This window comes from Caproiciproducens sp. CPB-2, assembly GCF_036287215.1.
GTDB lineage: Bacteria > Bacillota > Clostridia > Oscillospirales > Acutalibacteraceae > Caproiciproducens.
On record NZ_CP142860.1, the window covers coordinates 101535 to 125173 of the forward strand.

Genomic DNA, 23639 nt, shown 5'->3' on the forward strand with positions numbered 1-23639 from the left:
TTTGGATATTCAGCAAATCAAGGAAATCGCGGAGACCATGCGCGAAAACGGGCTGACTTTGGTCGATATCACGCAGGACGGGGCCTCCCTCCGGCTGGAGCGGAAACCCGCCAGCGCCGGGGCTCTCCCCGTTCCAACCGCCGCTCCGCCGCAGATCGCGGCCGAGGCGGCGCCCGCCCCCGCAAAGGAATGCGGCGGCGTGGAAGTGAAATCGCCGATCGTCGGCGTGTTTTACGCTTCCGCTTCCCCCGATTCGGAGCCGTACGTACAGGTCGGCAGCCGCGTGAAAAAGGGCGACACGCTCTGTATCATTGAAGCCATGAAGCTGCTCAACGAAATCAGCGCGGAGTGCGACGGGGAAATCACCGAAATCTGCGCGGCGAGCGGCCAGGTCGTGGAGTACGCGCAGGTACTGTTCCGGATCAGGTAGGAGGTTTTATGAACAGAGAAGAAATCATGAAAATGATCCCCCACCGGGAACCCATGCTGCTGGTTGACCGGGTGGAGAAAACCGGGGAAACAACGGCGCAGGGAAGTTATACCGTCAGGGGGGACGAATGGTTTTTAAAGGGGCATTTTCCCGGAAACCCCGTCGTTCCCGGCGTGATTCTGTGCGAAATCATGGCGCAGGCATGCTGCATCCTGATCGGGGATAAAATCAACGGCCGTACGCCGTACTATACGGGGCTGGATAAGGTGCGCTTCAAGCACACGGTCCTGCCGGGGGATACGCTCACGGTCGAGTGCAGCCTGACAAAGGAAAGAGGCCCTTTCTGCTTTGCAAGCGCCAAAGGCTATGTGGGTGAGCAGCTGGCGGTTTCCGGCGAGCTTTCCTTCGCGCTGGTCGGCGGCTGACAGGAAAGGAAGGCTGAAGCTTGTTTTCTAAAATATTGATTGCCAACCGCGGCGAAATCGCCGTCCGCATCATCCGCGCCTGTAAGGAGATGGGGATTTCGAGCGTAGCGGTTTTTTCGGAGGCGGACAGGGACTCCCTGCACGTCAGCCTTGCGGACGAAAGCATCTGCATCGGCCCCGCGCAGGCGAAGGACAGCTACCTGAACATGAGCGCCATCCTCTCCGCCGCCGTGGTAACGGGCGCGCAGGCCATCCATCCCGGTTACGGGCTGCTGTCCGAAAACGCGGACTTCGCGTCGCTCTGTGAAAAATGCGGCATCGCGTTCATCGGGCCGACCGCCGACCTCATCCGCAAAATGGGCGACAAGGACGCGGCGCGCAAAACGATGCGCGCGGCCGGGGTCCCCGTTGTGCCGGGCTGCGATCTTCTTGACGACCCCGCTTTGATTCAGCGGGAAGCAGACAAAATCGGGTATCCCCTTCTGGTCAAGGCCCGCGCGGGCGGCGGCGGCCGGGGAATCCGCACGGTCAACAGCGCCAGGGAGCTGAAAAACGCCTTTGCAGCGGCTTCCGCGGAAGCGCAGAGCGCGTTCGGCGACGGCGCGGTCTACATGGAAAAATATCTGTTCCCGGTAAAGCATATTGAAATGCAGATTTTATGCGACGGCTACGGGAACGTCGTCTGCCTGGGCGAGCGGGAATGCTCCGTCCAGCGCAAACGCCAGAAGCTGCTGGAGGAAAGCCCCTCCCCCTCCGTCGGCGCCGAAACGCGCAGGAAGATGATGGAGGCGGCGGTAAAGGCGGCCCGGGCGGTCAAATATGTCAACGCCGGTACCATCGAGTTTTTGATGGATAAGACCGGGAACTTTTATTTTATGGAAATGAATACGAGGCTTCAGGTGGAGCATCCCGTAACGGAGATGGTGACCGGAATCGACCTTGTCAAGTGGCAGATCCGTATCGCGTCCGGCGTGCCTCTTTCCTATCAACAGGAAGATATCAAAATCGAGGGCACCGCGATCGAGTGCCGCATCAACGCGGAAAATCCGCGCGACGGGTTCCGTCCCAGCTGCGGCACCATTTCCTTTCTGCATATTCCGGGCGGGCCGTGGGTCCGTTTTGACACGGCCCTGTATCAGGACTATACCGTTCCGCCGTTTTACGACTCCATGATCGGCAAGCTGATCGTGCACGCCAAAACGCGCGAGGAGGCCATCCGCAAAATGCAGGCGGCCCTGTGCGAGCTGGTGATCGAGGGCGTGGAGCACAACGCGGAGCAGCAGATGGATATCCTGAGCGACAGCGAATTTATCGCCGGCGACTATTATACCGATTTGATCGAGAAACGGGGGAACGTTCCGTGCTGAAAAAAGAATTTTTTCGCAAGCCGAAAAACGAGCTTGAAAATTACAACAGGTATATCAAGACGGTTTCGCCCGATGTTCCGGGCGAAATGTGCGTTTTGTGCCCCTCGTGCAAACAGACGCTTTTTACGGGCGCGCTGAATGAAAACAGCAATGTCTGCCCGAAATGCGGGTATCATTTCCGTATGAACGCCCGCCAGCGCATCAGTATGCTGACGGATGAGAATACCTTCGAGGAGCTTTACGGCGGCATCCTTCCCAAAAATCCGATCGATTTTCCCAACTACCCGGAAAAGATCAAGCACGCAAGGCTGGAAAGCGCCGAAAAGGAGGCCGTCGTCTGCGGCACCGCCAGAATCGGCGGAAACGGCTGCGCGCTGTTCGTCATGGAGCCCCGCTTTATGATGGGCAGCATGGGTACGGTGGTAGGCGAAAAAATCACGCGGATTTTCGAGTACGCCCGCGATCATTCCCTGCCGGTCGTCGGCTGCACCGTTTCCGGCGGGGCCAGAATGCAGGAGGGAATCCTATCGCTGATGCAGATGGCAAAGACCAGCGGCGCCGTCAAGCTGCACAGCGACGCCGGGAACCTGTACATCGCCGTTCTGACCGACCCGACCACCGGCGGCGTAACCGCCAGCTTTGCCATGGAGGCCGACATCATCCTTGCCGAGCCGAACGCGCTGATCGGCTTTGCCGGGCCGCGCGTGATTGAGCAGACCATCCGCCAGAAGCTGCCCCCGGGCTTTCAGCGGGCGGAATTTCTGCTGGAAAAAGGTTTTGTCGACGCGATTGTCGACCGGAAGAACCAGAGAAAGCAGATCGCCAGGCTCCTTTCCCTGCACGCGGGGAGGGAATGCGGATGAGCGCTTACGACAAGGTGGCCGCCGCCCGGGCCAAGGGCAGGCCGACGGGGACGGATTTTATCGCCAATATTTTCGAGGACTTTGTCGAGCTGCACGGCGACCGCCGTTTCGGCGACGACAGGGCCGTCGTGGCGGGCATCGCCCGGCTGAACACCATGCCGGTGACGGTGGTGGCTCTGGAACGGGGGCACGATACCAAGGAAAAGGTTTTCCGCAATTTCGGTTCCGCCCATCCGGAGGGATACCGCAAGGCTTTGCGCCAAATGAAGCTCGCGGAAAAATTCGGCCGCCCCGTGGTGTGCTTTGTGGACACCTCCGGCGCGTTCTGCGGCATTGCCGCGGAGGAACGCGGGCAGGGGCAGGCGATTGCCGAAAACCTGATGGAAATGATGACGCTGAGGGTCCCGGTCGTCTCCGTGCTGATCGGTGAGGGCGGAAGCGGCGGGGCGCTTGCGCTCGCCGTTGCCGACGAGGTCTGGATGCTGGAAAACGCCGTCTACTCCGTCATTTCCCCCGAGGGGTGCGCCAGCATCCTGTGGAAGGATTCCTCCAGGGTGAAAGAGGCGTCCGAATGCCTGAAGCTCACCGCGCAGGACCTTCTGGAGCTGAAGGTGATCGAGCGCGTCGTCGGGGAGAGCGGCAGGAATTTCCACAGGACCTATCTGGAAATCAAACAGGGCCTGTGGGAAACGTTTGCAAGAAACAAAAAGCTTGACCCACAGGAGCTGATCCGGAAACGCTACGAGCGCTTTCGCGGCATCGGCTCCGGACCCGCAGGGAGACCTGCCGGCCGGGAAGCGCCTGCGGGACCATGCGGTCGGCAGGCGCCTACGGCGATGCTCTAAAGGAAGCAGGGAGCGATTCCATCAGTCAGGCTGTGCCTGCCAGCTCTCTCAAGGAGGGGGCCTCTCTTTGCCTCCCTCTGTGAGGGAGGTGCCGCGCCCGGCGCGGCGGAGGGAGTAGGCGGTGACAGATGCCCGATTGGAGGAGCCGAATAAAAACGCGTCCTGATGGGCTTTGAAAACCCGGTCAGGACGCGTTCTTTTATGATGATAGATGATTTTATTCGTACCGCAGGGCTTCGATCGGGTCGAGCTTTGCGGCCTTGTTCGCGGGGTAGTAGCCGAAGAAAATGCCGATGACCATGGAGAAGCCCACGGCGACCGCAATGGAAGAAAGGGTGGGATAAGCCGCCTGCTTCAGCAGCAGCCCGCCCGCGTAGCCGAGGCCGGCTCCCAGAATGATTCCGAACACGCCCCCGATCAGGCAGATAATCATGGACTCCACGATAAACTGGGTGCGGATGGCGCTGTCCGGAGCGCCGAGCGCCTTGCGCACGCCGATTTCCCTTGTGCGCTCCGTAACGGAAACCAGCATGATGTTCATGACCCCGATGCCGCCGACCAGCAGCGAAATGGCCGCGATAATGGAAATGGCAAGGGTAAGGGTGCCCATCACCGAATTCATTTCCGAAATCTGGGATTCCAGGCTCATAGCAAAGCATTGAAAGAATTTATTTTTGGCATAAAAAGTGTTGAAGTAATTCTGCGTATCGTCGGCGAACTTGGTATAATCGATTCCGCGTGCGGCCATGACCGTCAGGCTCTGGTATCCGTCGTTGTCGCCGGTCAGCTCCTTTGCGGCCGTTACCGGAATGTAAAAGGTGGTACGCGTGTCCTGCCGCATAAACATGGAAGAGGAAGCTTCCTGATAAACCCCGACGACCGTGTAGGTCTGGTATCCGTAATTGGTTTCCATGCGGATCTGCTTGCCGATCGGATTATCGGCGGGGCCGTACAGCTCGGAAACCAGCCGTTCGGAAATCACGGCGACCTTGCTGACGCGCTGCTCGTCTTTTTCGGCGATAAACCGGCCGCGGAGCACGGTGATGTTGTCGACCAGCATCGAGCCTGCGTTGACTCCGGAAAGGGAAACGTTGGACGTTTTGTGGCCATTCTTGATTTTGCCGGTCCCCGCGCTTGCGCTCAATCCGATCGCGGTGATCTTGTCGGCGTATTTCTTTTGGTATTTCGCGATCATATCCGTTGCAATATAATCGTCTTTCGTCATGGCGGAGCCGCCTCCGCCGCCTTCCTTGCTGGAGAGATAAACCGAAATGTTGGTAATACCGAAATTTGCAAGCGCGTCGTTGACGGAGGTGGTCATCGCGTTGCCGACGGAGGTGATGGCGATGACGGAGCCGATGCCGATGATAATGCCCAGCATGGTGAGCAGGGCGCGCATTTTATTGGAGATCAGCCCGTTGATGGCAAGAGAAATATTTTCAAGCAGATTCATGATTTCCCTCCTGAAAAACAGGCTGGTTGTCTTTATCGCTCTGGATTCTGCCGTCGTGGATCGTGATGATCCGTTCGGTTTCCATCGCCAGCTCGTTGTTATGGGTAATCAGGACGATCGTCTTGCCCTGCTCCCGGTGGAGCTTGTGGAACAGGTCCATGACCAGACGGCCCGTGGTGCTGTCCAGCGCGCCGGTCGGCTCGTCCGCGAGGATGATCGCGGGGTCGTTCGCCATGGCGCGGGCAATGGCGATCCGCTGCTTCTGCCCGCCGGAAAGCTCGTTGGGCATATGCTTTGCGCGGTCTTCCATTTCCACCATTCTTAAAAGCTCCATCGCCTGGGCGGCTCTTTTCCTGCCCGGTATCCCCGCGTAAAGCATGGGAAGCTCCACATTGCCCAGCGCGGTGGAACGCGGAATCAGGTTGAAGGTCTGGAAAACGAACCCGATTTTTTTGTTGCGGATTTCCGAAAGCTCGTTGCTGCTCATTTTGCTGATCGGCACGCCGTCCAGGCTGTAATCGCCGGCGGTCGGCCGGTCCAGCGCGCCGATGATATTCATCAGGGTGGATTTTCCCGAGCCGGACGCGCCGACAATGGAGACAAACTGCCCCTCGTAAATATTCAGGCTGATACCGTGCAGGATTTCCAGCTCGTTGGGCGTCCCTATGTAAAAGGTTTTGACGATATCGTGCATATCGATTACAGTATTCATGGTCTCATACCCGCCGCTCTGAATCCCGCGCCGCCGCCGGATTCGGTTCCTTCCGCCGCGCCGGCAAGCTTGACGGTTTCGCCCGGTTTGATCTCTTTGGCGTCGGAAATGATCTGCATGCCTTCCTTCAGGCCGTCCCCGGAAATTTCCTCCTCCGCGTCCGTCTCAATTCCCGTTGTGACGGTGACGGCCTGCACTTGAAAGGTTCCGTCCTTCTGCGGCACGGCGGCGTAGACAACGCTCTTTCCGGAAGCGTCGGCGGATACCGCGTCATAGGGCACCGCGAAAACGTCCTTCTTCTGTTCTAAAATGATGTCCGCGCTTCCGTTCATGCCGATTCTCAGGGGAGTATCCTTTGAGGTGATCAGAACGTCGGCCTCAAATTCGGCGTCGTTGCTGCTGGCGGCTTTGCCGTCGGCTCCCTTGACGGAAGCGGGAGAAATCTTTTCAAGCACGCCCTCAAATTCCTTATCGGCGATCGCGTCGGCCTTTACAGCCACCTTCATGCCTTCTTTTACGCTGGCAATGTCGTACTCCTTGATTTTCACGGCTATTTTCAGCGCGCCGGTGTCCTCTATCACAAACATCAGACCGTTGGCGGGGGCGTTCTGCACCGCGTAAACGGCGGTCACCGTGCCGGAAGCCGGGGCGGCCACCGTGCACTTGTCGAGCTTGGTCTGCAATGCCTGCAGCTCCTTTACCGACGCCGTGTCGTCGGCGGAAAGCTTCGAGGTAATAATGTCGTCCTGCGCGGTTTTCAGGTCCTGATTGACAGAGGTCTGCGTCGCCGTGAGCGACTTGACCGCGCTGTCATACGCGGCCTGCGCCGCCGCGGTCGATTTGACGTACTGGTCGAGCTCCTCGTCCGCGGAGGCCGCCACGGCGTTCAGGTTTTTCTGCGCGTTGTCATAGGCAAGCTGGGCAGATTCCATAGCGTCTCTATATTTATGCAGATCGTTTTTGTATTCGTCTGAACCTTCTATATCTTCATTTTGTTTTTTATAGTCATTATAATCCCGAGTCGCGCTGTCAAGATTTAATTTCGCGCTGCTCAAATTGTTTTTTGCGGTTATCAGCGACGTGTTCAGGTTTTCCTGAATGTGCTTTTCCGCGTCGCTCTGCTTCTGCTGCGCGTTTTCCAGATCTCGCCTGGCGGAGTCCACTTTGTCCTGCGCGGTGTTGATCTGCGCGTTCAGCCCGGCGTTCAGGGTGCTGGAGGTATCGTTGTATTTTTTCTGGCTCGCCTGTATCTTCTGATAAGCCAGCTTCGCGTTGCTGCTCAAAGCGGCCTGCTTTTGCGCGATGGTATCTTCCAGGTCCTGGGAATCCAGCTTACAGAGCACGTCTCCGGCGCTGACGCGGTCGCCGACTTCCACGGGCAGCGTTTTGACGGAATAGTTCAGGTCCGTATATACCTTTACGGAGTCGGTGCTTTCCACCACTCCGGTAGTGCTGACGGTGTTGCGCAGCTCGGTTTTGCTCAGGGGGGTGCACTGCACCGTTGGTACCGTGGAACTTTTTGGCAGAAAAGCGTTGACCGCAACCGCGGCGACAACAATCACAGCGACGGCGATCAGAATGATCTTTTTCCTCTTTTTCTTCACAGTGGTAGTCACTCCTTCGTTTGTGGGACAAAAAGCACGACAATTCTATCCGCTATGTACTATTTGATTAATACAATCATACAGCCGAGGGGTAAAAATGTCAATATTAAGACTATAGGAATTCCGCGAAAAAGAGTTTAAATAATTGTGAAAAGAAATGGTGTATTCTGTGAACAATTACAAGCCGGAACCGTTCAGAAGCTTCGGCCCCCCGGGCAGCTCCTGCTTTTTTCCGGTGCTTCTCTCCGCGCCGAATTCCGTCATGCAGCTCCAGTAGCGCTTTGGCATATGGCTCATCCGGCACTTCGGGTTGTGGCGGCCCTGAACCTCGATGGTGCTGTAGAAAAGACGCCAGAACTCCCGGAAGGAACGCTCTTCCTCGTCCGGTTCGGGCATCCGGAAATCGTCCGCGGAAATGATTTTGGAGCGGTAGGGCTGATAGATCAGCGCCATGGAGTGCGTGCGGTCGTAAATCAAAAAGCGTTCCTCCGGGTACCGCTCCCGGAAATGCGGGGCCAGAAGGGGCAGCACGAGGTTTTTGGGTTCAATCTCGGCGGCAAGCGCGCCGTCAAAGACGGAAAAGCGCAGGAAGCCTTTCAGCAGGTGCGCTTCGTTTGTCAGGTGTTTAACCGCTTTAAAAAGCGTGTTTACCACATCGTCCGCCAGCATATTCATCACCCGGGGACCGCAGGAAAAGCCCATGCGAAGAAACAGCAGGATAAAAAGTTCTTTCCGGGGCAGGCACGTCAGATAGGCATGGCGCACGAAGTCCAGCGCGTCATTCCCCATTTTCCCCGGGATGGAAGCCAGCACCCGGGCCGATTTTTTGGGGTCGGTCACGATCTCCCTCTGCGGCAGCAGAACGGTCTGCTCCGTGTCGGGCGAAAAAATATCCGCGGGGATTTCACGCTTTTCGTAACTTTCAAAGACGCAGCATAAAAGCCCGTCAAAGCTTCCGTCGTAGCAGTAAATCAGATTTGACCGGTCAGGCATTTTCGCACATCCTCCTGTGTCAGGCGCGGCTGCTCGAACAGGGAAAGCTGCTCCGGCTCAAAGCCCGCGCCCCGCTGGTACATGCCCAGCGCGGTGTCGGACATCAGCGAGCGCAGCGCGGCGTCCTGCGTGATTTTCAGCCCGTCCGCGATTTTTCCGCCGCAGGTAATGAAGTACTGTGCCCGTTTCAGCACGACGCCCAGTTTTTTCAGCCCGTCAAAATTCAGCGGCCCGGTCCGCCGGGCGGCAACGATGCGTTTGGCGCCGGTCACGCCGATTCCCGGCACGCGCAGCAGCTCCGCGTACGGCGCGCGGTTGATTTCCATGGGGAAGCGCTCCATATGATTGAGCGCCCAGTTGCATTTCGGGTCGATATAAGGGTTAAAGCTCTGATGGCCGGCGTCCAGGATTTCATTGGCGGAAAAGCCGTAGAACCGCAAAAGCCAGTCCGCCTGGTACAGGCGGTGCTCCCGCAGAAGCGGGGGCTTTGTGTCCGTGGAGGGCAGCAGGGCGCTGTCGGAAACAGGCATGTAGGCGGAAAAGAAAACGCGTTTCAGCTTGTATTTTTTATAAAGGCCCTCGGTCAGGTTCAGAATCTGAAAATCCGTCTCCGGCGTGGCGCCCACGATCATCTGCGTGCTCTGTCCGGCGGGGGCGAATCTGGGGGCGTGCCGGTACCGGACAAGGTCGGTGGTGTTTTCCTGAATCCGGTTCTGAATATATCCCATGGGTGCCAGAATGGAATGCTTCGATTTGTCCGGGGCCAGCAGCTTCAGGCTGCTCTGGGACGGCAGCTCAATGTTGACGCTCATGCGGTCGGCCAGCATCCCTAAACGGGAAATCAGCACGCTGTCCGCGCCGGGGATGGCCTTTGCGTGGATATAGCCCGAAAACCGGTATTCCTCCCGCAGAATCCGCAGCGCCTCGATCATCTGCTCGCAGGTGTAGTCCGGGTTCCGCTGAATGCCCGAGCTGAGGAAAAGACCTTCTATATAATTGCGGCGGTAAAAGTTGATAGTCAGCTCCGCCAGCTCGCGCGGGGTAAAGGCGGCGCGGGGCGTGTCGTTGGAGCGGCGGTTCACGCAGTACTGGCAGTCGTAGGTGCAGGCGTTGGTCATCAGCACCTTCAAAAGCGAGATGCACCGCCCGTCCGCGGCGAAGCTGTGGCAGATGCCGCAGGCGGTGGCGTTCCCGATCCCGCCGCGCGAAGCCTTTTTGTCCACTCCGCTGGAGGTGCAGGCCACGTCGTACTTTGCCGCGTCAGTCAGAATTTTCAGTTTATCAAAGACGTCCATGTCTTTCAGCTCCTTATGATGGGGTCCCGTTCTTTTTCGATTCCTCTTTGAGGGAGCCTGTATTCTCTCCCTCTGGTTTTCATTAGAGCATCGCCGCAAGTGGGAGTTCGCTCTCTTTAGGCGCCCTCTGTGAGGGAGCTGGCAGGCGCAGCCTGACTGAAGGGAGTTTACATTTTCTCCCTTTGGTTTTCATTAGAGCATCGCCGTAGGCACTTGCCGACCGCATGGTCTGCCCTCAGGCCGGGCGGGCCCCTACTTTCGGTTCTTGTACGAAAGTAGGCAAAGTACGCGCAGGGGGATTTTTAATTCCCGGCGGGAGGGTTCCATAAAATCCCCCTGCACCCCCGAGGTATCCCCAAAGTGTCTTTATGAAATACGATACACTGCGCTTTTCATTGACGGAGGTACGGAAAAGCAGAATTTGGCCCCCTCCTCGAGGGGGACTGGCAGGCGAAGCCTGACTGGGGGAGTCCCCTCTTACCCTCATTAGCGCCTACGGCGATGCTTCCAGTCAGCCTACGTTGAATCGAAGTCTGATTGCCGCGCCGCTTCCCTTACGGAGGAAAGCAAGGGTTCGGCTCCCTCCCATGGTCTTTGTTCTATCATAACACAGAACATATGTTCTTGTAAAGACAGGGAGAAAAATTTTGAGTGGGCGAAGCGTTTCAAACCCATTTTCAGTTTTTGTAAGTTTGGGAAATCAGCACTCTTAACCGTAATGTTTCGAAAGTTATCGGTCCTGTTTTTGATTTTGAAGAATTGATATTTACACAGAAGAAAAAATAAAAATCCTGCGCAAGAGGAAATCCTTTGACTAATATTCCTATATATTATATAATAAATGCAGATTTTATAAGGAAATCAGGCGAAATTGGACAAGCTTTGAAGAGAGAAAACAAAAAGTTTCACAAATTTATTTTTTTATAAAATCTATTGACTTTTGAAAGTTAATGATATAATATTAAAACACAACGAAAGGGAGAGCGTTATGCTTACTGTAGAAAAAAAGAACCTGATCCTTTCCATGCTGCAAGAAAAACCGGTCGTAACCGTGCCGGAGCTGAGCCAGGCGCTGGAAACCTCTGAGGTGACCGTGCGCAAGATCCTGAATGAACTGGACGAGCAGGGCCTTTTAAGACGTACCCGCGGGGGTGCGGTCAACATCTCCACCATTCGTGAATTTGAAGAAAAAGAAAAAGAGAAGAAGAACACGGGCGAAAAACGGGCGATCGCAAAAAAAGCCTATGAGTACATCGATCCCACGGACACCGTTTTTATCGACGCCGGTTCCACCACGCTGGAGCTTGTCAAGCTGATTAAAAACGGCAGCAAGCGCGATATTGTGGTGATTACCAACGCGCTGAACATCGCTTTTGAGCTTTTAGACGCCGACGACATCGAGCTGGTGTTCATCGGCGGGAGCGTCCGCCACAAAATCATGTCCTGTGTCGGCGGATTCGCGGAAAACACAATTAACAGCCTCTGTATGGATAAAGCGTTTATCGGGTGCAATAGTATTACCGTGGAAACGGGAATTACAACCCCGAATCTTTATGAAGCACAGGTCAAACAGTGCGTGCTCAGAGCCGCGCGCGAAACCATCCTGATCTCCGATTCCACCAAATTCGGGCATACTTCCATGGCGCGGATCAGCCCGATTAAAAATATCACGCGGCTGATTACGGACAGCCGGATTCCCCAGCAGCTGAGAAGCCAGATCGAAGGTACGGGAGTCGATCTTGTCGTGGTCAATCCGGAGGAAAACAATGAAACGCGAAAGGACAATGGATTTTGAATAAGATCATCAACCAGCCCGAACAGATGATAGAGCAGATGCTCGAAGGCTATATCGCCACCTGCCCGGACCTGCTGGAAGCGCTGCCCCGGTCCAAGGGTATTCTGACAAAGCGGAAAAAGGACAAAGTGTCCATCGTGACGGGCGGCGGCTCGGGAAACGAGCCGTGGATCATCGGTTACGTGGGTGAAGGACTCGCGGACGGCGCGGCACTGGGCAATGTGTATATTGCGCCCCCCGCGCGGGCAATTTTAAATGTGACGAAAGCGGTCAGCCACGAAAAGGGCGTTATCTATATCTGTACGAATCACGCGGGCGACGTGCTGAATTTCGAGCTGGTCGGCGAGCTCGCCGAAATGGACGGCATCCGTACGCGCTGTGTGTTTGTCGCGGACGATATCACCAGCGCCCCGCGGGAGCGGCAGAGCGAACGCCGCGGCGTGGCGGGGATCGCGATGGTGATGAAGGTCGCCGGCGCGGCGTGCGACGCCGGGCTGGAGCTGGACGACGCGGTGCGGGTCATTCAGAAGGCGAACCGCAATACGTTCACGTTCAGCGTGACGACCTCTCCGGGCTATCTTCCCAGCGGCAAAGCCATGTGCGAGCTGCCGGACGGCTTCATCGAGTACGGCATGGGCTTTAACGGAGAACCCGGCGTTTTGCGCACGGAGCTGAAGCCCGCGGATGAAATCGCGGACACCATGCTGAAATACCTGCTGGACGACAGCGGGATTTCCGGCGGAGACGAGATTGCCGTCATGGTGAACGGGTTCGGCTTTACCAGCCTGCTGGAGCTGAGCATTGTCACCCGCAGGGTGGCCGAAAGCCTCAGGGAAAAAGGAATTGTTCTGCACGATATTTTTATCGGCACGCTTTTCCAGCCGCAGGGGACCGGCGGGTTTTCCATTTCGATCCTGAAGCTGGACGAGGAGCTGAAGCCGTATTACGACGCGCCCGCCTATTCGCCGTTTTTTAAAAAGTACAGATAAATACGGGCGCGTTCTGCAAGCGCCGGACGTTTAGGAGATAAGTATGGAGAATACCATGAATACGCGCCAGCTGCGGGACATGTTCCTTTCGGTCGCGCGCAGGGTTGTGGAAAGTGAAGACTTTTTGACGGATATCGATCTGAAAATAGGGGACGGCGACCACGGCTTCGGTATGGCGCTCGGCTTCAAGGCCGTGAAAACGGCTCTGGAAGGAAAGGAGTTCCCCACGGTGGAAGCCCTTTTCCAGGAAGTGGGCATGACCCTGCTGGACACGATGGGCGGCGCTTCGGGCGTGCTCTTCGGCACCATGTTCATCAGCGGCGTCGCCCGGCAGGAACCCCATGAGCGGGCCGATCTGGCGCTGCTGGCCGGAATTTTCCGCCGCGCGCTGGAAGCGCTGAAAAAAAGGGGCAAGGCGCGGGTCGGCGACAAAACCATGGTGGACGCGTTTGAACCGGCGGCCGCCGGGCTGGAGGAAGGCGCGGCACAGGGCGTTTCCCTGAAAGAGGGCCTCGCCCTGTGCGCGGCGGGCGCAAAAAAAGGGATGGAATACACCCGGGAATGCGTGGCCCGGTTCGGCCGCGCAAAATCCTATGGGACCAAGGCGATCGGCCTTCAGGACGCCGGAGCGACTTCTGTGTGGATCATTTTTCAGGCAATGTCGGACTGGGCTTCAGAAAACATCTAACTACTTGAACCAATAACATTAATAAGGTGGGTACAAAGAATGATAACCACACTTACGTTGAACCCGTGCATCGACAGAACCGTAACCGTTGACGGCTTTACCTACGGGGGAACCAATCATGTGGAAAATTTCCGGTGCGATGTTTCCGGCAAGGGAATCAATGTCAGCATCGCGCTGAACAATATAGGGGAAGAAACCCGCTGCCTGGGCTTCAATTATATGGACGGCGGATCGCTTCTGACAGATTTTTTAAACAGCGAAAAAATCAGCAGCGATTTTTTAAATGTAAAAGGACAGCTCCGCACCAATATTAAGATTTTTGACAGAAAAGCCAGTGTGATGAGCGAGCTGAACGAAAGCGGCAGTTTCGTAAACGGGGACTGCGTCGCGGACCTTGTGAAGAAAGTGGAAGGATACCTTCCCAAAACCTCGCTGCTCGTGCTGGACGGCAGCGTCCCGCCGGGCGTTTCCAAGGATATCTATAAAACCCTGACGGACAAGGCGAGGGAATACGGCGTGAGAACCGTGATCGACGCCTACGGTGAGCTGCTTCTGGAAGGGATCAAAGCCGGCCCGTACCTGATCAAGCCCAACAAGGATGAGCTTGAGGAAGCGTTCGGCGAAAAGCTTTCGTCAAAGGAAGACGCCATCCGTGTTGCCCGGAAAATCATCGGCCAGGGCGTCGCCATGGTCTGCGTATCCATGGGCAAGGGCGGCGCGATGCTGATTACCGAAGAGAAAGCTTACTTCTGCGCGGGGACGGATATCGAGGTAAAGGGCGTGCAGGGCGCCGGGGATTCTCTGGTGGCCGGCATGTGCTGCGCGATTGTGCATGGGCTTTCCTGCGCGGAGATGCTCCGTTACGGCGTAGCCGTGGCGCACGGCTCCCTGACGCTGGAGGGCACCCAGATGTGTACGCTGGAAAGCTTCCAAAAGATGCTTCCGCTGATTCATACCGAGGAAATAGGATAAGATAGGAGTCTTGATTATGCCATTAGTAACAACCCGGGACCTTTTGCTGGACGCAAGGCGCGGCGGCTACGCGGTTGCCGCGTTCAATATCGAAAACATGGAAATGGCTCAGTCCGTCATCCGGACGGCCGACGAAATGAGGAGCCCCGTGATCATACAGACCACGCCGGGAACGGTGAACTACGCGGGCTTTGACATGCTGCGCGCAATGGTCGCCGTCGAAGCGGCAAAGACGGATATGCCGGTGGCTATTCATCTTGACCACGGCGACAGCTACGAGCGGTGCGCCGCGGCGATCGATTCCGGCTACACCTCCGTCATGATCGACGGTTCCAAGCTTCCCTATGAGGAAAATATCGCCGTCACCAAAGCGGTCGTCGACCTCGCGGCGAAAAAGAACATCGATGTGGAAGGCGAGCTCGGCAGGGTCGGCGGCAAGGAGGATACCCACGAGGTAAAAGCCGGAGAGGATATCTACACCGATCCGCAGCAGGCGAAGGACTTCGCCGAAAGGACGGGCGTCCGTTCGCTGGCGGTCGCCATCGGCACCGCGCACGGCTTCTATAAAGGGGAGCCGAAGCTCGACTTCGGCCGCCTGGAAAAAATCATCGGGCTCGTCAATATTCCGATCGTGCTCCACGGCGCTTCCGGCGTGCCGGACGAAGCGGTCCGCCGTGCGGTCGGGCTGGGCATCTGCAAGGTGAATTTCGCGACGGAGCTGCGCGCCGCACTGACCAAAGGCGTGCGCGAGGCCCTCAGGGACGAAGCCGTCTATGACCCGAAGGTGTTTATGAAGCTGGGCAAAAAACAGGTCGAGGAAATCGTAAGGCACAAAATCCAGGTGTGCGGGTGCGACAACAGAGCCTGAAAAATATTTAAAAAAGACGAATTTGGAGTAAATCCATTTTCATAAATTTTTAGGAGGATTAAGAATGAAAAGGTTTGGCAAATTATTAAGTATCGTTTTAGCAGCGACAGCCCTTATTTCCACTCTTGCGGCCTGTTCCGGCCCGGGTACCGCCGCCAGCAGCGCGGCCGCGAGCGCGCCCGCTTCCACGGCGGACGGCGCCAAGAAGGAGATCACCGTCGGTGTCAGCCTTCTGACCAGAGAGCACGTTTTCTACAACAACATTGAGACAGCGTTAAACAGCAAGGCAAAGGAACTCGGCGTAAAGCTCGTTGTTCAGGACGCCAATCAGGACGCCAGCAAACAGCTCAGCCAGGTTCAGGACTTCATCACGCAGAAGGTCGACGCGATCATCCTCTGCCCAACCAACTCCGCCGGCAGCAAATCCATGGTTGAGCTTGCGGAAAAAGCAAACATCCCGGTTCTGACGATGGACGTTCCGTCCGACGGCAACACCGTGTGCCACGTTTCCACCGATAACTACAAGGGCGGCGAGCTGGCTGCCGAATATCTGGTAAACAACGTGCTTGCCGACAAAAAGGGCAACGCAGCGGTCATTACCTACTCTGAAATCGAAGGCTGCGTAAACCGTGAAAAGGGCTTTACCGAGTGGATCGCAAAGAATGCTCCGGACGTGAAGGTCGTAGACGTCCAGAACTACTCCGGCGACCAGGCGAAGGCCGCCGACGTGATGCAGAACATGCTCCAGAAGCACGCCGACCTCGACGCGGTCTTCTGTGTGGGCGACCCGGCCGCGATGGGCGCTCTTTCCTCCATCAAATCGGCCAACAAGCAGGTCAAAATCATCGGCTTTGACGGAAATCCGGAAGGCATTGCCGAAATCAAAAAGGACGGCAGCCTCTGGGTAGCAGACGTTGCGCAGGACCCCGCGAAGATCGGCGAAACCGCTCTTCAGTCCGCTGTTGACACCATCAACGGAAAAACTGTCGAAAAACTGATCGCGATTTCTCCGTATATCATTGATAAATCCAACGCCAAATAAGCCTACCTGATTTTTCCGCGGGGATGGGTGAGCCATTGCCTGTCCCCGCCATTTCATTTTGTATGGAAAGGAAGCATACAAATGGGGCAGAAACCGATTGTAGAGTTGTCCAATATCAATAAGTCCTTTCCCGGGGTTAAAGCGCTGTCCGATATTTCGGTGGATTTTTATCCGGGCGAAGTCCATGTCCTTTTGGGCGAGAACGGAGCCGGGAAATCCACGCTGATCAAGATCATCTCCGGAGTATACCAGACCGACAGCGGAAGCCTGAAAGTCAATGGTGAAGAGGTGCGCTTTATGAACACCCGCGAGGGGCTGGCGCACGGGATCAGCGTAATCCATCAGGAATTGAGCGTAATTCCCGATTTAACCGTAGCGGAAAACATATTTCTCGGGCGCGAGCCGAAGATCAGGGGGACCAATCTGATCGACAAAAAGACCATGAATCAGAAAACACAGGAAATTCTGGATTCCATCGGAGTTAAAATCAACGCAAAGGCCATGATACGCCGCCTGAACAACGCCGACAGGCAGATGGTGGAAATCGCCAGGGCGGTCTCACAGGACAGTTCGCTGGTCATTATGGACGAACCGACCTCCTCTCTTTCCAACAAAGAGGTGGACGCGCTGTTCACCGTCATCAATAAATTGAAAACAAACAATGTCGCAGTTATTTATATATCGCACAGACTGAAAGAAATTACGGCCATCGGCGACCGCATCAGCATCCTGCGCGACGGGCAGCTGATTAAGACGGCCCTGTTATCCGAAATTTCGGAGGACGACATGATCACCCTGATGGTCGGACGGCAGATGACCCAGTTTTACTACCGGCCGGAAAAAGACGCGGTCAAGGGCGAAGTCGTGCTGAAGGCGGAGCACCTGACGCGCAGCGGCGTATTTGAGGACGTGTCCTTCGAGCTCAGAAAGGGCGAGATCCTGGGCGTCGCCGGGCTGATCGGCGCGGGCAGAACCGAAGTGATGCGCGCGATTTTCGGGGCGGATAAGCTGGACGGCGGAAAATGCTATGTTTTCGGAAAAGAGGTCCGGTTTGAGTCCCCGCGCCAGGCGATCAAGGCGGGAATCGGGCTGATTCCCGAGGACAGAAGGGGCCAGGGCCTGCTGCTGCAGAAATCCGTGAAGGAAAACACCTCGCTCGCCAGCCTTTACGCAAACTCCACCCGCGGCGTGATCGACCGGAAATGGGAAACGGACGTCGCCCGCGACTACATTCAGCGGCTCCACACCAAAACCCCGGACGAAAACGCTCGGACCAAGAACCTTTCCGGCGGAAACCAGCAAAAGGTGGTTATCGCCAAATGGCTGGTCGCGAAATCGAAAATCCTGATTATGGATGAGCCGACCAGAGGCATCGACGTCAACGCGAAAGCCGAAATCTACGCTTTGATGAAGGAATTTGTGGAAAACGGCGGAAGCATCATCATGGTATCGTCCGAAATGCCGGAGGTCATCGGCGTTTCCACCCGCATCATGATCATGCGCGAGGGGCGCGTCTCGGGCACGCTCGACAATACCGATGTCGCTGAAAAAGATATCATGAAGCTTGCCAGCCTGAACGCTGGCTGAGCCGGGAGGCATAAAAATGAAAAATGAAATTGCTATGAAAAAGCTCAGGCATATTACCCAGGATTACACCATGGTGCTCTTTTTGGCGGCGCTGTTTCTTGTTTCCCTGATCTTTGTACCGCGTTTCTCCGAAGTGGGCAACCTGATTAACGTACTGATGCAGATCACCATCAACGCGCTGATCGCGACGGGCATGACCTTTGTCATCCTGACCGGCGGCATCGACCTTTCCGTCGGCTCGGTCGCGGCGCTTTCCGGCATTGTGTCCACTTCCCTGATCCAGCTTGTGCCAAACGCCGGAATCCCGATGAGCCTGCTGGTGATCTTCGGAACCTCCCTTGTGGTCGGGGGCGTCTGCGGCACGATCACGGCGTTTAACATCGCGAAGCTGCGCGTGCCGCCCTTTGTGGCCACGCTGGCCATGATGAGCATCGCGAGGGGCCTTGCCTATGTCTATACCAACGCGAAGCCGGTTTTCGGGCTTCCGGACGCTTACGCGTGGCTCGGCCTCGGCTATATCGGGCCGATCCCGGTCATGGTCATCATTATGATCATCATCCTCGCGGTCGCTTTCCTGGTCCTGCGCAGGACCTGCTTCGGCCGCTATGTCTTTGCCGTAGGCAGCAGCGAGGACGTTTCCCAGCTGAGCGGCATCAATGTAAAACGGGTCAAATTTTACGTATACATCATCTGCGCCGTTCTGGCGGCCCTTGCCGGCGCGGTGCTTTCCTCCCGGCTGCAGGCGGGCCAGCCCGCGGCGGCCAACGGCTACGAGCTGAACGCGATCGCGGCGGTCGCCATGGGCGGCACCAGCATGAGCGGCGGGCGCGGCGGCATCAGCCAGACCGTCCTCGGCCTGTGCGTCATCGGGATCATCAACAACGCGCTCAGCCTTCTGGGCGTTTCCTCCTACTGGCAGACCATTGCCATGGGCGCGATTATCCTGATCGCGGTTATTTTCGATCAGAATAAAAAAGACCTGTAAAACAGGCGGGGCCCCTGCGCTCCGCTGAGATTCATACGGAAACCGGTCAGGAAAGGATGTTGCTGCAATGGCGGAAAAAACAGTTCGATGGGGAGTCCTCGGCTGTGCGGGAATCGCACAGCGGAAAGTGCTCCCGGGAATGCTGCAGGCGGAAAACGCGGTCCTGCAGGCGCTTTCCAGCAGGGGAAGCAGCGAGAAGCTGAAGCGGTTCGCGGAAAAGTTCCACCCGCAAAAGACCTATGAAAGCTACGAAGCGCTGCTGGACGACCCCGACGTGGACGCGGTTTATATTCCCCTTCCGAACGGGCTGCACTGCGAATGGGTGCTGCGCGCCGCGGAGAAGAAAAAGCATGTGCTCTGTGAAAAGCCTCTCGGCGTGTCCGTCGAAGAGGTCAGGCGGATGAAGGCGGCGTGCGACGAAAACGGCGTGCTCCTGATGGAGGCGTTCGCTTACCGGCAAAGCCCCCTGACCATAAAGGCGAAAAGCATTGTGGAGTCGGGCGCTTTGGGTACGGTAAAATATATCGAGTCCTGTTACGGCTACAATCTGGAAAACGAGGCGGACGTCCGCCTGTCCGCGGCGCTGCACGGAGGGGCGACCTACGACGTCGGCTGCTACAACCTGAACCTGATCCGTTACCTTGCCGGCGCCGAGCCCCTCCGGGTCAGCGCGTTTGGAAAAATTTCCGAAAAACACGCGGTGGATACGGAAAGCTGCATCATGATGGAATTCCCCAACGGCATCCGCGCCGTTTCTTACTGCAGCCTGACGATTTTCCGTTCTCACCGGTATCTGGTCATCGGCGATAAAGGGTCGCTGACCGTGCCGACCGAGTTCAATACCGAGGGCGAGGGCAAAATCCTTCTGGCTTCGGAAGGGAAAACCGAAGAGCTCACCATAGACTGCCCGGACAACTACCGGCTCGAAATCGAGCAGTTCGGCAGGGCGGTGCTGGGGCAGGAACCCGGGCTGATCTCTTTCGGGGATTCTCTGGGCAATGCGGAGGTCATAGAGAAAGCGCTAAAACAAATTCAGAATTAAGTTTCCAATCTTTTTCTTTCAATAAAATCCCTGTTTCTCAGAAGGGGACCGTTTCGGCAATCGGCCGGGACGGTCCCCGCTTTGCGCTCTATTCCTTTACGTGTTCGATGATATCGGAGACTTCACAGTCTAAAACAAAACACAGCGTGTCAAGTGTTTTCATGGTAATGGCTTTTCCATGCTTCATTCTGTGCAGGATGTTGGAGGAAAAGCCATATTTGAAAATCAGTTGATATTCCGTCATGTTTTTTTGAAACAGGGTTCTGTAAAATGGTTGATAACTGATCATTACTATCACCTCAACAGTAGAGTAACATACTTAAAGTATTGACTATACTCAAAATATTGACTATAATGTACATTGAGGTGAAAAGAATATGCCGGATTATAAGAAAATGTACTGTTCTCTATTTAATGATGTTACACAGGTAATCAGACAGCTGCAGGCAGCTCAGCAAAAAACCGAAGAGCTTTATGTACATACGGATGAAACACCCGTCAATTTTCTCCGCGAAGAGGATCGCTGCCGCTATGGAAAACAGCAGAAAAATTAACATTCCCATGTTATAATGTTAAAAAAACGAAGGGAATGAGGCTATGTGTCAATAGAGTACCGGCATGAAATTACGGTGGAGGATTACAACGCGCTGCGCAGGGCGGTGGGGTGGGACCCGATCGAACCCGCTCAGGCAAAGGAAGGACTGCGCAATTCCGCGTACATCATCTGCGCGGCGGACGGGGATAAAATCGTCGGACATGCCCGCGCCGTCAGCGACGGCGGGTACGTCGTGCTGATTTCAGATGTGATCGTCCGTCCGGACTATCAGAAAAACGGCATTGCAAAGACGATGGTACAGGAATTGATGGACTATTTTACCTCCCGGCTGAAGAGCGGCCAGGCGATCCTCTTTAATCTGATGGCCGCCAAGGGCAGGGAGTCGTTTTATAAACAGCTCGGCTTCGCGGAGCGCCCCAATGACGAAGTGGGCGCCGGGATGTCGCAGTGGTTCAGAAAGGAATAATATACATATAGTATTATTTATGTGAAATATAAACACCGCATGCTCACGGCGAACCCGTGAGCATGCGGTGTTCTGATGTCTTCTGATTTGTCCCCAATCAATGCTTTTCGCCGGCGGCCGTAATGATTTTGATCAGCAGGTCGGCAACGCCCACGTTGTAGCCGCTGCAGGCGTAAATGCCCCGTCCGTCCCGCGCGACAATGGTGAGCGGCAGCTTTTCCGGGTCCACAAAGGTTCTGCGCGCCAGCGGGGCGGCGGTCTCCGCAAAGTCCGAATAATAGGCGCGTGCGCCGGGAATGGCTTTGCACGCTTTCGCAAAGGTTTCGTTTTCCCACGCGGAGCGGCCGCGGAGGATGAAAATCAGTTCACAGCCGAGGGCGTTCAGCTTTTCCCGCGCCCCGATCAATTCATTGAGGATATGCTCCGTAGGCTCGCGGCCCTCTTCCAGCCAGATCATCACGGCGGTTTTTCCGTCCGTGACGGCGGCGGACAAAACGGGCTCGCCCGCGTCGCCGGTAAGCTGGAAGGGCGGCAGCGGGATATCCACGAACAGGTCGGAAATCTGCGTTTGGAACAGGGAAACGGCAAGCTCCTTCGACTCCCCGTCTGCAAGGCGGAAGCAGTACTTTTTGGCAAACTGGTTGCCGTTGGGCGTGCGGCTGGAGGTAATCAGCCGGTAGTGGCCCGGAAGCAGGGAAAGCGTCAGCATTCCGTCCGTCCAGACGGAGTCCGTCAGCTCCAGAGTCCGGTACGCGCCGTCCTTCAGCATGGCGATGGTCCAGTTGTGCAGATACGACCAGTTTTCCTCGCCGCCCAAAAGGGTCAGCACGGCCTTGCCGCGGGACTCCCCGGAAGCCTCTTCCACGTTTTTGAACCCGCCGTTTTGGTAATACTGCGGGTATAAATTAACAGAATTGATACGCGCTGGAATTCCCAGCGCGCGGCAGACAGCGGTAAACAGCACGCCGCGACCCATTTCGTTTGCCTGTCCGCTGGAAAGGATCCCCGCCGGGGTGCCGGGCAGCCGTTCGCTGTCGCGCTCCGCCGGGCCCTCAAAGCGGGAAATGGATTCCCACACCCGCCCGGGCTGTTTGCGGAACGCCGCCGCATCCTGTTCGTCCAGCAGGTTGGAAAGCAGCCTGCTGTAAGGCGTCAGCTGCTCAAAATGCGCCCGGGGGCAAAGGATGTAGGGAACAAAGATTTCCTCGGGATAATCCGCCTGATACTGGAGCGAATGCGTGAAGTGCTCCGCCAAAAGGGCGGCTCCGACATCCCGCCAGTCCTTTTTCGGAAGGGACTGGAGCATTTTCAGCTGAAGCTCCCGGTTTTCTCCGCCGAAATCCATGGAAAGGAAGCGGTACAGCTCCTCAAAATTGCCTTCGGCGGCTTTCAGGACGGCCAGAACCTCCCGCGGGCGGGCAAAATTCGCGGCGAGCTTCTCGGCTTTTTCCTTCTGATAGAAGCTTTTGGCGTACTGCTGGCGTTTCCGTTCGGCGCCGTCGACAATCTGCTTTCGCCGTTCCTTCTGTTCCGGGGAAAGCAGCGAAAGATTCCGGGTGCTGTCCTTCGGTGCGCGGAAGCAGAAATCCTCCCGCGCGTCCGGTTCGGCCCGCACCGCGCCGGAAAAGTCGACGGTGATGCCGTCGGTTTCCTCCGTATCGGCAAAGGCTTCCGTAAATCTTCCGCCCTTTTCCGCGTGAATGTGAACGCTGCCGAAGCCAAGCGTAACCCCGGCCCGTCCCGCTTCGTCGGTGACGACGGCGGCCACCGGGAAAAACTCGGCGCCGTTGAGCAGCTCGAACCCCACGGTCACGCCGGAAACCGGCCCCGAAGCGTCCGTAACCGTGACGGTGAAGCGGCGCGCGTCCGCGTATCTCCGGATTTCGTTCAGAACGATGGTCTGTCCGTCCGTGCAGATGGCTTCCTCCCCCTCGATCGGCAGGAAGGATTTGCTGTCCATCAGCATGGAGCGCGCGGCGGCCTCCGTGAACCAGCCGCGGTTGAGCACCGGCTCCGGTTCGCACGCGCCGAGGAAATACCATTCCCCGTCGCACCAGACCTCCACCCACGCGTGATTGTCGTCGCAGTGCGCCCAGCGGGGCGTATAGACCTGCCGTGCGGGGATGCCCACGCTGCGCAGGGCGGTGACGGCAAAGGTGGATTCCTCGCCGCAGCGGCCGTAAGAGGACCTCAGCGCGGTAAGGGGGGACACGGTCCTTTCGTCGGTGGCCTGATAGGTGACGTGCTCGGCGCACCAGACGTTTATCTCCAGCGCGGCCTCCTTCATACCCATGCCCCGGATTCTTTTGTTCAGGGCGTCATAAAAGAAATTGCGGCAGTCTTCTATCTTCTCATTGTTGATCCGGTAGTATAAAACGTAATTCAGAAAAATATTCTCAGGAATCCGGCCGCCCCACGGGGAGTGCTCCCTCAGGAACAGGCCGAAATCCACATAGCTCAGGTAAAGGGAAAAATCGTAGTCCCCCAGGTCGGCGGACGGCATGGTGCTGTAAAAAAACTCCATGGCGGTCCGCCGGCCGCCCTCGCAGCCGTCCAGCCGCGAAAGGATTTCCCCGCCGCGCAGCCCTAAAGTGGACTGCGTTTTGAGGAACTGCCGGTGAACGGAGTCCTGTAACTCCTGTGAAAATATCATTTACATGAT

General features: G+C 56.5%; 23 protein-coding genes. 16 read left to right on the forward strand and 7 right to left on the reverse strand.

What is annotated here, in order from left to right:
• Position 1: 1 nt before the first annotated feature.
• From accB to VXK30_RS00505, 5 genes are read left to right on the forward strand one after another with little or no spacing between them, the layout of a single operon-like run.
• Positions 2-430, forward strand: coding sequence for an acetyl-CoA carboxylase biotin carboxyl carrier protein (accB, locus tag VXK30_RS00485; protein WP_275714951.1), 429 nt, complete (start codon positions 2-4; stop codon positions 428-430).
• Between the two features lie 8 nt (positions 431-438).
• A complete protein-coding gene (gene fabZ, locus VXK30_RS00490) occupies positions 439-855 on the forward strand; it encodes a 3-hydroxyacyl-ACP dehydratase FabZ (protein ID WP_275714949.1) in 417 nt (138 codons plus the stop codon).
• A gap of 20 nt (positions 856-875) precedes the next feature.
• Positions 876-2222: an acetyl-CoA carboxylase biotin carboxylase subunit gene (gene accC / locus VXK30_RS00495; RefSeq protein WP_275714947.1), complete on the forward strand. Its 1347-nt coding sequence runs from the start codon at positions 876-878 to the stop codon at positions 2220-2222.
• The gene (gene accD, locus VXK30_RS00500; protein ID WP_442867989.1) at positions 2219-3085 is read left to right on the forward strand and encodes an acetyl-CoA carboxylase, carboxyltransferase subunit beta; all 867 of its coding nucleotides are present in this window, start codon (positions 2219-2221) and stop codon (positions 3083-3085) included. Before accC ends, accD begins: the two co-directional genes overlap by 4 nt.
• The gene (locus VXK30_RS00505; protein WP_275714943.1) at positions 3082-3930 is read left to right on the forward strand and encodes an acetyl-CoA carboxylase carboxyltransferase subunit alpha; all 849 of its coding nucleotides are present in this window, start codon (positions 3082-3084) and stop codon (positions 3928-3930) included. The genes accD and VXK30_RS00505 overlap by 4 nt, the downstream gene beginning before the upstream one ends.
• A 217-nt stretch (positions 3931-4147) precedes the next feature.
• Here VXK30_RS00505 and VXK30_RS00510 read toward each other — a convergent pair whose 3' ends face one another.
• The 5 genes from VXK30_RS00510 to VXK30_RS00530 form a co-directional block, all read right to left on the reverse strand.
• Positions 4148-5383 carry an ABC transporter permease gene (locus tag VXK30_RS00510; RefSeq protein ID WP_275714941.1) on the reverse strand — a complete coding sequence of 412 codons (1236 nt, stop codon included), beginning with the start codon at positions 5381-5383 and terminating at the stop codon, positions 4148-4150.
• Positions 5370-6095 carry an ABC transporter ATP-binding protein gene (locus VXK30_RS00515; RefSeq protein ID WP_275714939.1) on the reverse strand — a complete coding sequence of 242 codons (726 nt, stop codon included), beginning with the start codon at positions 6093-6095 and terminating at the stop codon, positions 5370-5372. The genes VXK30_RS00510 and VXK30_RS00515 overlap by 14 nt, the downstream gene beginning before the upstream one ends.
• A complete protein-coding gene (locus VXK30_RS00520; RefSeq protein ID WP_275714937.1) occupies positions 6092-7699 on the reverse strand; it encodes an efflux RND transporter periplasmic adaptor subunit in 1608 nt (535 codons plus the stop codon). Before VXK30_RS00520 ends, VXK30_RS00515 begins: the two co-directional genes overlap by 4 nt.
• A gap of 177 nt (positions 7700-7876) precedes the next feature.
• Positions 7877-8692: a TIGR03915 family putative DNA repair protein gene (locus VXK30_RS00525; RefSeq protein ID WP_275714935.1), complete on the reverse strand. Its 816-nt coding sequence runs from the start codon at positions 8690-8692 to the stop codon at positions 7877-7879.
• Positions 8671-9987 carry a putative DNA modification/repair radical SAM protein gene (locus VXK30_RS00530; RefSeq protein WP_275714933.1) on the reverse strand — a complete coding sequence of 439 codons (1317 nt, stop codon included), beginning with the start codon at positions 9985-9987 and terminating at the stop codon, positions 8671-8673. Before VXK30_RS00530 ends, VXK30_RS00525 begins: the two co-directional genes overlap by 22 nt.
• Before the next feature lie 988 nt (positions 9988-10975).
• On the opposite strand from VXK30_RS00530, the gene VXK30_RS00535 reads away from it, so the two are divergent.
• From VXK30_RS00535 to VXK30_RS00575, 9 genes are all read left to right on the forward strand, one after another.
• The gene (locus tag VXK30_RS00535) at positions 10976-11782 is read left to right on the forward strand and encodes a DeoR/GlpR family DNA-binding transcription regulator (RefSeq protein WP_275714931.1); all 807 of its coding nucleotides are present in this window, start codon (positions 10976-10978) and stop codon (positions 11780-11782) included.
• Positions 11779-12771 (forward strand): dihydroxyacetone kinase subunit DhaK, encoded by a 993-nt coding sequence (locus VXK30_RS00540; RefSeq protein ID WP_275714929.1) that lies wholly within the window; start codon positions 11779-11781, stop codon positions 12769-12771. The genes VXK30_RS00535 and VXK30_RS00540 overlap by 4 nt, the downstream gene beginning before the upstream one ends.
• A 43-nt stretch (positions 12772-12814) precedes the next feature.
• A complete protein-coding gene (gene dhaL / locus VXK30_RS00545; RefSeq protein WP_275714927.1) occupies positions 12815-13459 on the forward strand; it encodes a dihydroxyacetone kinase subunit DhaL in 645 nt (214 codons plus the stop codon).
• Positions 13460-13498: 39 nt separating this feature from the next.
• Entirely contained in the window at positions 13499-14431 is a 933-nt protein-coding gene (gene pfkB, locus VXK30_RS00550) for a 1-phosphofructokinase (protein ID WP_275714925.1), read from the forward strand.
• 16 nt (positions 14432-14447) lie between these two features.
• Positions 14448-15299: a class II fructose-1,6-bisphosphate aldolase gene (fba, locus tag VXK30_RS00555; RefSeq protein WP_275714923.1), complete on the forward strand. Its 852-nt coding sequence runs from the start codon at positions 14448-14450 to the stop codon at positions 15297-15299.
• 64 nt (positions 15300-15363) lie between these two features.
• Positions 15364-16341: a substrate-binding domain-containing protein gene (locus VXK30_RS00560; protein WP_275714921.1), complete on the forward strand. Its 978-nt coding sequence runs from the start codon at positions 15364-15366 to the stop codon at positions 16339-16341.
• 81 nt (positions 16342-16422) lie between these two features.
• Positions 16423-17928, forward strand: coding sequence for a sugar ABC transporter ATP-binding protein (locus VXK30_RS00565; protein ID WP_275714919.1), 1506 nt, complete (start codon positions 16423-16425; stop codon positions 17926-17928).
• Between the two features lie 16 nt (positions 17929-17944).
• Complete coding sequence (locus tag VXK30_RS00570) at positions 17945-18913, forward strand: ABC transporter permease (RefSeq protein ID WP_275714917.1); 969 nt, start codon at positions 17945-17947, stop codon at positions 18911-18913.
• Positions 18914-18980: 67 nt separating this feature from the next.
• A complete protein-coding gene (locus tag VXK30_RS00575) occupies positions 18981-19955 on the forward strand; it encodes a Gfo/Idh/MocA family protein (RefSeq protein ID WP_275714915.1) in 975 nt (324 codons plus the stop codon).
• Between the two features lie 88 nt (positions 19956-20043).
• On the opposite strand, the gene VXK30_RS00580 is transcribed toward VXK30_RS00575, so the two are convergent.
• Positions 20044-20244, reverse strand: a complete 201-nt coding sequence (locus VXK30_RS00580) for a helix-turn-helix domain-containing protein (RefSeq protein WP_275714913.1) — start codon at positions 20242-20244, stop codon at positions 20044-20046.
• An 88-nt stretch (positions 20245-20332) separates the two neighbouring features.
• Here VXK30_RS00580 and VXK30_RS00585 point away from each other — a divergent pair, with 88 nt between their 5' ends.
• Both VXK30_RS00585 and VXK30_RS00590 read left to right on the forward strand, forming a co-directional pair.
• Positions 20333-20509, forward strand: coding sequence for a hypothetical protein (locus tag VXK30_RS00585; protein ID WP_275714911.1), 177 nt, complete (start codon positions 20333-20335; stop codon positions 20507-20509).
• Positions 20510-20554: 45 nt separating this feature from the next.
• On the forward strand, positions 20555-20977 hold the full coding sequence (locus tag VXK30_RS00590) for a GNAT family N-acetyltransferase (protein WP_275714908.1): 423 nt from the start codon (positions 20555-20557) through the stop codon (positions 20975-20977).
• Between the two features lie 97 nt (positions 20978-21074).
• On the opposite strand, the gene VXK30_RS00595 is transcribed toward VXK30_RS00590, so the two are convergent.
• A complete protein-coding gene (locus VXK30_RS00595; RefSeq protein WP_275714906.1) occupies positions 21075-23630 on the reverse strand; it encodes a transglutaminase domain-containing protein in 2556 nt (851 codons plus the stop codon).
• Positions 23631-23639 lie beyond the last annotated feature (9 nt).

Bases quoted from the DNA above. Each gene is read 5' to 3' on its own strand.
- VXK30_RS00510 (WP_275714941.1), bottom strand. From the start codon at position 5,383: ATGAATCTGCTTGAAAATATTTCTCTTGCCATCAACGGGCTGATCTCC.
- VXK30_RS00525 (WP_275714935.1), bottom strand. From the start codon at position 8,692: ATGCCTGACCGGTCAAATCTGATTTACTGCTACGACGGAAGCTTTGAC.
- VXK30_RS00575 (WP_275714915.1), top strand. From the start codon at position 18,981: ATGGCGGAAAAAACAGTTCGATGGGGAGTCCTCGGCTGTGCGGGAATC.
- VXK30_RS00535 (WP_275714931.1), top strand. From the start codon at position 10,976: ATGCTTACTGTAGAAAAAAAGAACCTGATCCTTTCCATGCTGCAAGAA.
- VXK30_RS00570 (WP_275714917.1), top strand. From the start codon at position 17,945: ATGAAAAATGAAATTGCTATGAAAAAGCTCAGGCATATTACCCAGGAT.
- VXK30_RS00515 (WP_275714939.1), bottom strand. From the start codon at position 6,095: ATGAATACTGTAATCGATATGCACGATATCGTCAAAACCTTTTACATA.
- VXK30_RS00560 (WP_275714921.1), top strand. From the start codon at position 15,364: ATGAAAAGGTTTGGCAAATTATTAAGTATCGTTTTAGCAGCGACAGCC.
- VXK30_RS00505 (WP_275714943.1), top strand. From the start codon at position 3,082: ATGAGCGCTTACGACAAGGTGGCCGCCGCCCGGGCCAAGGGCAGGCCG.
- fabZ (WP_275714949.1), top strand. From the start codon at position 439: ATGAACAGAGAAGAAATCATGAAAATGATCCCCCACCGGGAACCCATG.
- fba (WP_275714923.1), top strand. From the start codon at position 14,448: ATGCCATTAGTAACAACCCGGGACCTTTTGCTGGACGCAAGGCGCGGC.
- VXK30_RS00580 (WP_275714913.1), bottom strand. From the start codon at position 20,244: ATGATCAGTTATCAACCATTTTACAGAACCCTGTTTCAAAAAAACATG.
- pfkB (WP_275714925.1), top strand. From the start codon at position 13,499: ATGATAACCACACTTACGTTGAACCCGTGCATCGACAGAACCGTAACC.
- VXK30_RS00565 (WP_275714919.1), top strand. From the start codon at position 16,423: ATGGGGCAGAAACCGATTGTAGAGTTGTCCAATATCAATAAGTCCTTT.
- dhaL (WP_275714927.1), top strand. From the start codon at position 12,815: ATGGAGAATACCATGAATACGCGCCAGCTGCGGGACATGTTCCTTTCG.
- VXK30_RS00595 (WP_275714906.1), bottom strand. From the start codon at position 23,630: ATGATATTTTCACAGGAGTTACAGGACTCCGTTCACCGGCAGTTCCTC.
- VXK30_RS00530 (WP_275714933.1), bottom strand. From the start codon at position 9,987: ATGGACGTCTTTGATAAACTGAAAATTCTGACTGACGCGGCAAAGTAC.
- VXK30_RS00585 (WP_275714911.1), top strand. From the start codon at position 20,333: ATGCCGGATTATAAGAAAATGTACTGTTCTCTATTTAATGATGTTACA.